Annotated in this window: 8 protein-coding genes; 5 read left to right on the top strand and 3 right to left on the bottom strand. The window is 72.2% G+C overall.

Annotated elements, in window-relative coordinates; translation table 11 throughout:
* The first annotated feature begins 222 nt into the window (after nt 1-222).
* Genes AB0B14_RS36500 through AB0B14_RS36490 form a run of 3 tightly spaced genes read left to right on the top strand, consistent with a single transcriptional unit; the run spans nt 223 to nt 2,986 of the window.
* Complete coding sequence (locus AB0B14_RS36500; RefSeq protein ID WP_357068761.1) at nt 223-759, top strand: PadR family transcriptional regulator; 537 nt, start codon at nt 223-225, stop codon at nt 757-759.
* Nucleotides 756-1,457, top strand: coding sequence for an ABC transporter ATP-binding protein (locus AB0B14_RS36495; protein WP_357068759.1), 702 nt, complete (start codon nt 756-758; stop codon nt 1,455-1,457). The genes AB0B14_RS36500 and AB0B14_RS36495 overlap by 4 nt, the downstream gene beginning before the upstream one ends.
* Nucleotides 1,454-2,986: an FtsX-like permease family protein gene (locus AB0B14_RS36490; RefSeq protein WP_357526713.1), complete on the top strand. Its 1,533-nt coding sequence runs from the start codon at nt 1,454-1,456 to the stop codon at nt 2,984-2,986. Before AB0B14_RS36495 ends, AB0B14_RS36490 begins: the two co-directional genes overlap by 4 nt.
* A 66-nt stretch (nt 2,987-3,052) precedes the next feature.
* Here AB0B14_RS36490 and AB0B14_RS36485 read toward each other — a convergent pair whose 3' ends face one another.
* Nucleotides 3,053-3,238 (bottom strand): hypothetical protein, encoded by a 186-nt coding sequence (locus AB0B14_RS36485; RefSeq protein ID WP_357526711.1) that lies wholly within the window; start codon nt 3,236-3,238, stop codon nt 3,053-3,055.
* Between the two features lie 214 nt (nt 3,239-3,452).
* A complete protein-coding gene (locus tag AB0B14_RS36480) occupies nt 3,453-5,549 on the bottom strand; it encodes a S9 family peptidase (RefSeq protein ID WP_357526709.1) in 2,097 nt (698 codons plus the stop codon).
* 95 nt (nt 5,550-5,644) lie between these two features.
* Between AB0B14_RS36480 and AB0B14_RS36475 the strand changes: the two genes are divergently transcribed.
* Complete coding sequence (locus tag AB0B14_RS36475; RefSeq protein ID WP_357526707.1) at nt 5,645-7,003, top strand: FAD-binding oxidoreductase; 1,359 nt, start codon at nt 5,645-5,647, stop codon at nt 7,001-7,003.
* A 33-nt stretch (nt 7,004-7,036) separates the two neighbouring features.
* On the opposite strand, the gene AB0B14_RS36470 is transcribed toward AB0B14_RS36475, so the two are convergent.
* Nucleotides 7,037-9,088 carry a SpoIIE family protein phosphatase gene (locus AB0B14_RS36470; RefSeq protein ID WP_357526705.1) on the bottom strand — a complete coding sequence of 684 codons (2,052 nt, stop codon included), beginning with the start codon at nt 9,086-9,088 and terminating at the stop codon, nt 7,037-7,039.
* Between the two features lie 316 nt (nt 9,089-9,404).
* Between AB0B14_RS36470 and AB0B14_RS36465 the strand changes: the two genes are divergently transcribed.
* On the top strand, nt 9,405-11,247 hold a 1,843-nt coding region (locus AB0B14_RS36465), incomplete at its 3' end, for a HAMP domain-containing protein (protein ID WP_357526704.1).

Below are 11,247 nucleotides of genomic sequence, written 5' to 3'. Positions count from 1 at the left end.
CTGAGAGTGTCTCCGGGCGCGACACCGCTGCCCCCGCCCCCCTTGCCCCCGTTGATCATGGAGTTATAGCGCGTCTCTGCGGCGTGTCGTGGCAATAACTCCATGATCAACGAGGTGAGAGGGGGCGGGGGTGAGAGGGGGTGGGGAGGGGGCGGGGGTGGGGTGGGGTGGGTGGGTGGTTGGTTGTTGACTTGGGTATTCGCTCGGTGAATAGTTGGTCGGGTGTCTACGCCGCATGTTCTGCTCGGGCTGTTGGCCGGTGGCAGCCGGCACGGCTATGAGCTCAAGCGTGCACACGACGAGCGGCTGCCCCGGGCTCGGCCGCTGGCCTTCGGGCAGGTCTACGCCACTCTTGGCCGCCTGCAACGCGACGGCCTGGTGGCCGCCGCCGGGCAGGACCGCGCCTCCGGTCCGGATCGCACGACGTACGAGCTGACCGAGCAGGGGCGGGCCACGCTGGACCAGTGGTTGTCCACGGTGGAGCCACCCATGCCGTACGTGACCAGCACACTGTTCGTCAAGGTCGTGGTGGCGCTGCTGGCCGCCGACGTCGACCGGGCCCGGTCCTACCTGATCTCTCAGCGTGCCGCGCACACCGCGCGGCTGCGTGAGCTGACCGTGGTCAAGGGAGATCCGGCCGCCACTCTCAGCGACGTGGTCGCGGCCGACTTCGCGATCGCCCACCTCGACGCGGATCTGCGGTGGCTGCACACCACCCTGGGCCGGGTCGCCGACTGGCACCGGGAGGTGCATCCGTGACCCAACTCCAGGCTCGCGGCGTGGTTCGGGCGTACGGCCCGACACCCGCACTGCGTGGCGTGACGCTCGACGTGGCCGAGGGCGAGATCGTCGCCGTCACCGGGCCGAGCGGCTGCGGCAAGTCGACTCTGCTGCACTGCCTGGCCGGGATCCTCCGACCGGACGTCGGCGAGGTCACCTGGCGCGGGCACCGCATCGACACCTGGTCGGAGAAGGCCCGGTCCCGACTGCGGCGCACCGAGTTCGGGGTGCTGTTCCAGTTCGGCCAACTGGTCGCCGAGTTGACCGCCGCGGAGAACGTCGCCCTGCCACTGCTCCTCGCCGGCACGGGGCGGCGAGAGGCACGGACGGCGGCGCTCACCTGGCTGGCACGGTTCGGCGTGGAGGAGGTGGCCGACGTGCGGCCGGGTGAGATGTCCGGTGGCCAGCAGCAACGCTGCGCCACCGCGCGGGCGTTGGTGACCGAGCCTCGGGTGCTCTTCGCCGACGAGCCGACCGGCGCACTGGACACGCTCACCGGCGAGCAGGTGCTCACCCATCTGGTCCGGCTTGCCCGTGAGCAGCGCACCGCCGTCGTGCTGGTCACCCACGAGCCGCGGATCGCCGCGTACGCCGATCGGGAGATCGTGCTGCGCGACGGCCTGGTGGACCACACCGGCCTGGGGCTCGACGTGCCGCTGGCCGGCGGAGCCCGGTGAGACCGGCGACGCTGGTCCGCCTCGCGCTCGCCGGCACCCGCACCGACACCGCGCGGGTGGTGCTCACCGCGCTCAGCGCCCTACTGGCGACCCTGGCCGGGTTCGCGGCGCTCACCGTGCTGGCCATCCCCACGCCCGCCGCGACGAATGAGAACCCGAACAGGTGGTCGGAGCAGTACCACAACGCTCTGCTCGTGGAGCCCGGGTTGCGGGGCGGGACGGCGTTCGCGCTGCTGATGCTGATGATCCCGGTGCTGGCGCTGGCCGGGCAGTGCGCCCGGCTCGGTGCGCCGGCACGGGACCGCCGGTTGGCCGCGCTCCGGCTGGCCGGTGCCACCCCCGGCCAGGTCACCCGGCTGGTGGTGCTGGAGACCGGCATGGCCGCCCTGCTCGGCACGCTCGTCGGGTTGGGTGTCTACCTGCTCGGCCGCGACCTGCTGCACCGGCCGGACGCGCGAGGTCGACTGGCCCTGCCCACCGATGTGCTGCCGTCGACCGGCGTACTGGCCGGGGTTGTGCTCGGTCTGCCGGTCGTCGCGGCGCTGGCCACCGTACTGATGCTGCGGACGGTCACCACCAGCCCGCTCGGGGTGAACCGCAAGGCCCCCCGCGAGCGCGGCCCGCGCCCCTGGGTCGGGTTCCTCATCGGGCTTGGCGTGGTCCTGTTCGCGGCTGCCCGCCCGGTGGCATACCGGTTCGACGACGACGAAGAGTTGGTGGCCTGGCTGGTGCCGCTGATGTTCGCGGCGGGTGGGTTCACGGCGATGATCGGCGTGGTGATCGGCACCGGCTGGATCTCGTACCACTGTGGGCGGTTGCTGCGCCGGTACGCCCGCCGTCCCGCGGCCCTGCTCGCCGCGGGCCGGTTGATGGCCGACCCGTGGGCGGGCAGTCGCACCTTCGCGGCGCTGCTCTCCGCCTTGATCTTCGGTGCCGGTGCGGCCGCGTTGCGCGCCTACTTCGCCACCCAGGGCCAGCTCGACCGCGAGCAGAGTCGGCTCGCCGGGGCCGAAGTGACCTCCGACTCGTTCTACCTCTCCACAATGGATCTGGTGGACGCCGCCGTCGCGGTGGCCGTCCTGATCGCGGCCGGCGGGCTGATCGTCGCGCTGGTGGAGGGGATCGTCGCCCGCCGACGCGCGTACGCCGCACTTGTCGCTACCGGGGTGCCCCGCGCGGTGCTGAGCCGATCGGTGGCCTGGCAGGCGTTGGCTCCGGCGGTGCCGGCGATCCTGCTCGCGCTCACCGTGGGCACGTTGCTCGGTCGTGGGCTGTTCCCGAAGGCATCGAGGAGTGGATCCTCGATGGAGGTCTGCAACGCCACGGCCGCGCTCTGTGCCGATCCGGCCACCCGTGCGCAGTACACCCAGGTCGTCGAAACCCCGGGGCTCGAGCGGGTTCCCGCCGTACCCCTGGAGCAGTTGGCGTGGCTCGGTGCCGGCGCCCTGGCCGCGGTGCTGGTGACGGTCGGTGTCGGTGTGCTGTTCCTGCGCGCCAGCACGGCCCTGGACGAGCTTCGCACGACGTGAGTCGAGCGGTCCGCCGGTCCCGAGTCGATCAAGCCAGTCGAGCGCGGCCTGCCGCGATCGGCCGGTTCAGGCGGTGAGCAGGCCGGAGGAGAGCGCCACCAACGCGCCGATCACCGCCGAGCAGCAGCAGACCAGGAGGCTGGCGACCACCGCGAGGATCAGCCAGACCCGACGATTCCGGGCCAACGCCGCCAGGCTCGGCCGACGGACGTCCTCGGCGGCCCCGCCGTCACCATCCGTAGCCCCGGTCACCCCGGAAGTCTAGGCCCCGACATCCGCGCCAGCCCGGGAACAACAAGCCCGAGCGCCGCGCGCCCGCCCGCGCCGCGGCCGGTTGCAGGGCGGCGGCCGTTCCGCCCGGCCGGTCCATGATCGCGCTCGATCATGGAAGTGGTGGTCTCCCCGAGCTGCCGAGGCGACTACTTCCACGATCGAGCGCGATCACGCCGGACCACACTCGCCTCGATCAGGCGCGGCCGATGCGGTCCAGGATCCAGGCGTTGATGAACGCCTCCTCGCGCCAGGAGTCGTAGCGACCGCTCGGGCCGCCGTGCCCGGCACCCATCTCGGTCTTGAGGAGGTAGTCGCCGCCCGGGGCGACCGCCCGCAGCCGGGCGATCCACTTCGCCGGCTCCGAGTAGAGCACCCGGGTGTCGTTGAGGCTGGTCACCGCGAGGATCGCCGGGTAGTCCACGGCGGCCACGTTCTCGTACGGCGTGTAGGACTTCATGTACGCGTACACCTCGGGGTCTTCCAGTGGGTTGCCCCACTCCTCCCACTCGGTGACGGTCAGCGGCAGTGACGGGTCGAGGACCGACGTGAGCGGGTCCACGAACGGCACCTGCGCGACGATGCCGGTGAACGCGTCAGGTGCCAGGTTCGCCACCGCGCCCATCAGCAGGCCGCCGGCCGAGGCCCCCCTGGCCACCAGCCGGTCGCTGGCCGTCCAGCCGGCCTTGACCAGGTGTCGGGCGCAGGCGACGAAGTCGGTGAAGGTGTTCTTCTTGGCCAGCAGCTTGCCCTGGTCGTACCAACGCCGACCCAGCTCGCCGCCGCCCCGGGTGTGTGCCACCGCGAAGACCACGCCCCGGTCCAGCAGCGACAGTCGGGCCACCGAGAACCACGGGTCCATGCTGGCCTCGTACGAGCCGTAGCCGTACAGCTCGCAGGGCGCCGAGCCGTCCCGGGGGGTGCCGACCCGGCAGACCAGTGAGATCGGCACTCGGGTGCCGTCGTCGGCGAGCGCCCAGTCCCGGTGCTGCTCGTACTCGGCCGGGTCGTACGGTCGGCCGTCCGGCCCGGGCAGCACCGGCTTCTGCTTGCGCAGCACCATCTGGCGGGTGACCAGGTCGTAGTCGTACACCGAGTCGGGCGTGGTCAGCGAGGAGTAGCGCAGGCGGACCTGCCCGGTGCGGTACTCCGGGTTGGCGTCCAGCCCGACGCTGTACAGCGGCTCGGGGAAGTCGATGTCGTGGGCGTCGTCGCTGCCCACCGGCAACACCCGCAGCCCGGTCAGCCCGTCGGTACGCAGCGACACCACCAGGTGGTTGGCGAAGGCGTCCACGGCCTCCAGCCGGGTGCCGGGGGAGTGCTCGATCAGCGGCACCCAGTCGCCCGGCGTGTCCGCCGAGGTGAACGCCAGCGCGAAGTCCTCGGCGCCGTCGTTGTGCAGGATCAGGAAACGGTGGCCGTGGTGCTCCACCGCGTACTCGACGCCCTGCCGGCGGGGGGCGATCACGGCCGGCGTGCCGGTCGGGTTGCCGGCGGGGATCACCAGCACCTCGCTCGTCAGCTTGCTGTGGATGTCGATCAGGATGAACTTCTCCGACCGGGTCAGCTCGACGCCCACCCAGAACCGCTCGTCGTCCTCCTGGTGGATCACCACGTCGTCGCTGGCGGCCGAACCGATGGTGTGCCGCCAGACCCGGTTGGGTCGCCAGGCCTCGTCCACCGTCACGTAGAACAGTGTCGACGCGTCGGCCGACCAGGCCGTGCCGTAGGACGTGTCCGGGACCTCGTCCGGCAGCAACTCGCCGGTGGTCAGGTCCTTCACGCGCAGGGTGAACCGCTCGTCGCCGGAGAAGTCGGTGGAGTAGGCCAACCAGCGGCCGTCCGGGCTGACGTCGAACGTGCCAAGCGAGAAGAAGTCGTGCCCCTCGGCCAGCAGGTTGCCGTCGAGCAGCACCTCCTCCCCGTCGAGGGGGGCGCCCTCCGCGCTGACCGGCGGGTTGGTTTCACCGTCGCGCACGGCGCGCCGGCACTGCACCCCGTACTGCTGCCCCTCGACCGTCCGGGTGTAGTACCAGTGCCCGCCCTTGCGGGTCGGCACGGACAGGTCGGTCTCCCTGGTGCGTTGGCGGGTCTCCTCGAACAGGTCCGCGCGGAGCCCGGCCAGGTGCGCCGTGCGCGCGTCGGTGTACTCGTTCTCGGCGGTCAGGTAGGCGACCGTCTCCGGGTCGTCCTTGGTGGCGAGCCAGGCGTACTCGTCGACGACGGTGTCGCCGTGGTGGCTGCGCTCGCTGGGCACCCGCTTCGCCGCGGGCGGGGCAGTCTCGGTGGTCACGGCGCCACGTTACCGGCCAGCACCTGCTGTACGCCGTACCAGTGATATCCCGGTCCGCGTCGGTACCGCTTTCGAACACATGTACGATAGCCGGCATGGCGGCAGCAGCGAGTTCCCTCGGCCGGTCCGGCGCTCTCGAGATCACCCGGCGGTTGGCGGCGATCTGCGGTCCGCCGTTCTCCCGGCTCGGCGGCGCGGCCGACGAGGTGGCGGGGCGGCGGGCGCGTTGGGTGGCGGTGCCGGGCGGCCCGCACGCCGCCGCCGAGGTGCTGCGCCTGGCTGCCGCGCACGACCTGACGGTGGTTCCCCGAGGTGCCGGCACGAAGATCGACTGGGGTGCCACGCCCGTGCAGGTCGACATCATGCTGGACACCGGTCGGTTGGCCGGCATCGGTCACGAGCCGGCCGGCGCGCCGGTAGCCGAGGTGGGTGCCGGCACCCCGCTTCGCGCGGTGCAGGCCACGCTGGAGCGCACCGGGCAGCGGCTGGCGATGGATGCGCCGTCACCCGGCGCGACCCTGGGCGGGGTGCTCGCCGCCGGCGAGGCCGGCCCGCTGCGCCACCGCCACGGCAGCCCCTGCGACCAGTTGCTCGGTCTCCGTTACCTCGCCGCCGACGGTGAGTTGGTCAGCGCCGGGGGTGGCGCACCCGGTCTTGACCTGGCCCGGCTGCTGTGTGGCTCCCAGGGTGCGCTCGGTGTGCTGGTCTCGGCGAGTCTGCGGGTGCAGCCGCTGCCGGCGAGCCGGCTCTGGGTGTCCCGCCCGGTGTGGACGCCGCTGGAGGTGCACGAGCTGATCCGGACGATCCTCGCCGCCCGACTGGAGCCGGCGGCCGTCGAGCTGGACCTGCCGGGCGGCACCCTCCGGCCACGTTCGCCGTACCCGCCCGGCCACCCGTCCGCGGCGGCCCGGGAGCGCCACCCGTCGATGTCCGGCCGGGCCGGTGTTCCGTCCCGGGCGGGCAGCCTGGTGGTGCTGCTGGAGGGCGGTCCCGCCGACGTCACCGAACGCGCCGAGCGCCTGGTCGGCCTGCTGGACGGCGAGGCGACGATCGCCCACTCCGCGCCGACGTGGTGGCGTCGCTACCCGTTCGCTCCCGGCGACACGGCGCTGCGTCTGGAGGTGCCGATCGGCGATCTGCACGCCGCCGTCTACGCGCTACGCGACGCCACCGGCACGCCGGTGCCGGTGCGCGGGTCCGCCGGGCTGGGCGTGGTGCACGCGGCACTGCCCGGAGCGTTGGCTCCCAGCCGGGTGGCGTCCATCCTGGCCGCCGTCCGAGGGGTGTTGCTGGCCCGGCAGGGCCGCTGCGTGGTGGTCTCCGCCCCGGCGGCCGTCCGCCAGGCCGTCGACCTCTGGGGCGACCTGGCCGGCCTGGCCCAACTGCGCGAGGCCAAGGAGCACCTCGACCCGGAGCACCGGCTCTCCCCCGGGCGACTACCCGGCGGCCTCTGACCCCGCCGCCGCCGATCGCCCGGTCAGCTCAGCTCAGGTCGCGTCGTTGCGGAGCACCAGGATGGCGATGTCGTCCCGGGGCGGCTCCACCGAAAAGTTGATCGCGACGGAACGCAGCCGGGCGGCCACCACGTCGGCCGAATAGCCGGCCAAAGGAGCGGCCGCGTCCCGCAGTCGGTCCGTGCCGAACAGCTCCCGGCCGCGCCGTCGTTCGGTGACACCATCGGTGTAGAAGATCAGCGAGTCGCCCGGCGCGAGCGTGATCTTCGCCGTTGGCGAGGTGATCGTGTCCAGCAGGCCGAGCGCGGTGCCGCTGGTGCCGACGAACCCCGCGCCGCCCGCACCGGCCAGCAGCACCGGCTGGTCGTGCCCGGCCAGGTGCAGCGACACGTCCAACTGGTCGCCCTGGCCCGGCCCGACCGCCGCCAGCGCCAATGTGCAGTATCGTCCGCCACCCCGCTCGACGAGCGTCTCGTTGAGCCGCGCCAACGCCTCCGGCAACGGTTTGCCGTCGCCGACCAGCACCCGGATCACGTCCCGGACCAGCCCGGTCACCGCGGCCGCCTGGACACCCTTGCCCGAGACGTCACCGATCACCACCAGCCAACGCCCGTCGGGCAGCGGCACCACGTCGTAGAAGTCGCCCCCCACCTCCGCGTCGTCACCGGTCGGGACGTACTCGGCGGCGAAGCCGATCCCGTCCACGAGCGGCAGCACCGGCGGCAACAGGGACTGCTGAAGCGTCTGCGCCACGCGGCGGCGTTCGGCGTGGATGCGGGCGTTCTCGATGGCCAGCGCGGCCCGCCGGGCCACGTCCTCCAACACGGCCACCTCGTCCGGGTCGTGCCGGTGCCGCTGGTGCCGCCCCACCGCCAGGGTGCCGAGCCGCTGCCCCCGCGCGATCAGCGGAACCGCGAAACCCTCCATGGGCCCGCCCAGGGGGATCTGCGCCGCACTGCGGGACGCCTCGCGCAGGCGAGCCTGGATCGAGTCCGGCCCGGTCTCGGCCAGCACCTTGTGCAGTTGCGGCAACATCGACTCGTCGGCGTGGCTGGCCGCCGCCAGCCGGAGCCGGCCCCACTCGTCGGCGGTGTGCACCGCACACCACTGGCCGAGCCGGGGCACCACCAGCTGCGGCACCAGGGCCATGGTCAGGTCGACGTCCAACGACTGGGCGAGCAGCTCGCTCGCCTCGGCCAGGAACGTCAACCACACCTGCCGGCGGACGTCGGCCCGGCGCAGCCGGTCGTTCTCCAGGTGCAGCGACAGCCGCTCGGCGGTGAGCACCGCCAACGGCTGGGCGTACGCCGACGGCGCGGCGTCCAACTCCAGCTCCCCGGCGTACGGGCGGTGCACCGTCAGCGGCACCCGGAGCAGCTCACTGCCGGCGCGGGGCGGTCGACCGAAGTGGGCCAGCACCTGGCGGCCCTGCCCGTCGCCCCGGTCCAGGCGGATCGTGCCGCCGGCCGCTCCCACCATCTCGGCGACTCGGCTGAGCAGGCTGGTGGCGAAGTCCGGCAGCGGATCGTCCGCGTACAGGTCGGGGGCGGTTTGCATGAGTTCGCTCATCGCGCTGGCGCTCGGTGCGGACCGGTCGGTGCCCACCTGGGCGCCACCGGTGGTGCCGCCGGTCGGCGGGTCGGCGCCGGGGCGGTCCAGCCGGAACCAGACGCCCTTGCCGGTGGGCAGGTACGTGGTGCCCCAGCGGCTGGCGAAGTGGTCGACAAGCAGCAGACCGCGCCCCCGCTCGGAGACCTCGTCGATCTCGGTGGAGTCGTTGCGGGCGCCGACGGTCAGCTCGTCGCCCGAGCCGGGCGCGAAGTCGGAGACGGTGACGGTCAGCCCGATCTCGTCGGCGACGACCTCGATGTCCAACTCGGTACCGGCGTGCTCGACGGCGTTGGTGGTCAACTCGGTGGTGAGCAGCAGGGCCTCGTTGGCCAGCTCGTCCAGGTGTGACTCGGTCAACACCGAACGGACCACGGCGCGCGCGGCGGCCGGCGTACGGCGGTCGGCTGGCAGGCGGACGCGCCGGGTCGCCCCGTCCCGGGCCCCGGCCGTCGCGGGCCCCGCCTCGGCTGACACCCTCGTATCCTCCACCGTTCCCCCACCGGGTGCCAAGCCGATCATCATCCGCGCGTCCCCTCCTCCCCAACCGGGAGGAAGGGTCCCCTGTCGGCACTAACCGAACACGCTGCGTCGCGTTGCGTCCATGGGCGACGTTGGCGAACTCTGCGAGGTGTACGACCCCCGCAGCCAGCCTCGCGTCGATCGGGCGGATCGGACGGCGCTCGGGGCCACCTGGCGGGTCGCGCACCCTGGCACTACGGCGCGCGCGGGCACAATATGGGGTGCCGGTGTGTCCGCACGGACCGGCAGCCCCCGAGTGGAGCGAGGAATGATGACCACGGCGAAGCAGTCGGTGGCGGATCCGTCCGTGCCCGACCACGAGGCGCTCCTCGGTGAGTTGACCGAGGCACTGCGACGGATCGGTCGCGGCGACCTGAAGGTCCGCCTTCCCCGCCGCGCCGGCGCGGCCGGCGAGGTGGCGGACGCCTTCAACGAGGTGGTCTCGCTCCAGGAGCGGCAGTACCTGGACCTGCGGCGGATCAGCCGGATCGTCGGCCGCGACGGCCGGCTCACCGAGCGGCTCGACGACGAGGGGCTGGACGGCTCCTGGGCGGAGGGACAGCGGGCGATCAACTCGCTGATCGACGACCTGGGCCGACCGACCACCGAGATCGCCCGGGTCATCGTGGCGGTCGCGGACGGCGACCTGTCCCAGCACATGGCGTTGGAGATCGACGGCCGGCCGCTGCGCGGTGAGTACCTGCGCATCGGGCGCACCGTGAACACGATGGTCGACCAGTTGTCCTCGTTCTCCAACGAGGTGACCCGGGTGGCCCGTGAGGTGGGCACCGAGGGCAAGTTGGGTGGCCAGGCCGACGTGCGGGGCGTCGCCGGCACCTGGAAGGACCTCACCGACTCGGTGAACACCATGGCGTCGAACCTGACCGGCCAGGTGCGGTCGATCTCGCAGGTGGCGACGGCGGTGGCCAAGGGCGACCTGTCGCAGAAGATCACCGTTGGGGCGCGCGGTGAGGTCGCCGAGCTGGCCGCCACGATGAACTACCTCACCGACACACTGCGGCTCTTCGCCGAGCAGGTGACCCGGGTGGCGCGCGAGGTGGGCACCGAGGGCAAGCTGGGCGGCCAGGCCGAGGTGCCGAACGTGGCCGGCACCTGGAAGGACCTGACCGACAGCGTCAACTCGATGGCGTCGAACCTGACCGCCCAGGTCCGCAACATCGCGCAGGTCTCCACGGCGGTGGCGCGTGGTGACCTGTCGCAGAAGATCACGGTGGCGGCGCAGGGCGAGATCCTGGAGCTGAAGGACACCGTCAACACGATGGTGGACCAGTTGTCGTCGTTCGCCGACGAGGTGACCCGGGTCGCCCGTGAGGTGGGCATCGAGGGCAAGCTCGGCGGGCAGGCCCAGGTGCGCGGGGTCTCCGGCACCTGGCGGGACCTCACCGAGAACGTCAACCAGCTCGCCGGCAACCTGACCAGCCAGGTCCGCAACATCTCCCAGGTCTCCACCGCGGTCGCGAAGGGTGACCTGTCGCAGAAGATCACGGTGGACGCCCAGGGCGAGATCCTGGAACTGAAGAACACCGTCAACACGATGGTCGACCAGCTGTCGTCGTTCGCCGACGAGGTGACCCGGGTCGCTCGTGAGGTGGGCACCGAGGGCAACCTGGGCGGCCAGGCCCAGGTCAAGGGCGTCAGCGGTACGTGGCGGGATCTCACCGACAACGTCAACTCGATGGCGTCGAACCTGACCAGCCAGGTCCGCAACATCGCCTCGGTGACCACGGCGGTGGCGAAGGGTGACCTGTCGCAGAAGATCACGGTGGACGCGCGGGGCGAGATCCTGGAGCTGAAGTCGACTGTCAACACGATGGTGGACCAGTTGTCGTCGTTCGCCGACGAGGTGACCCGGGTGGCCCGCGAGGTGGGCACCGAGGGCAAGCTCGGCGGCCAGGCCCAGGTGCGCGGGGTCGCCGGCACCTGGCGCGACCTGACCGACAACGTCAACTCGATGGCGTCGAACCTGACCGCCCAGGTCCGCAACATCGCCCAGGTCTCCACGGCGGTGGCGAAGGGTGACCTGTCGCAGAAGATCACGGTGGACGCGCGGGGCGAGATCCTGGAGCTGAAGTCGACTGTCAACACGATGGTGG

Source organism: Micromonospora sp. NPDC049171 (genome assembly GCF_040648275.1).
In the GTDB taxonomy this organism is placed as follows: Bacteria; Actinomycetota; Actinomycetes; order Mycobacteriales; family Micromonosporaceae; genus Micromonospora.
Note: the sequence above shows the minus strand (reverse complement) of the source record. Positions and strands in the feature narration are given on the sequence as shown.

Excerpts from the sequence above, each read along its gene's own strand:
- AB0B14_RS36475 (WP_357526707.1), top strand. The coding sequence starts at position 5,645 with ATGGCGGCAGCAGCGAGTTCCCTCGGCCGGTCCGGCGCTCTCGAGATC.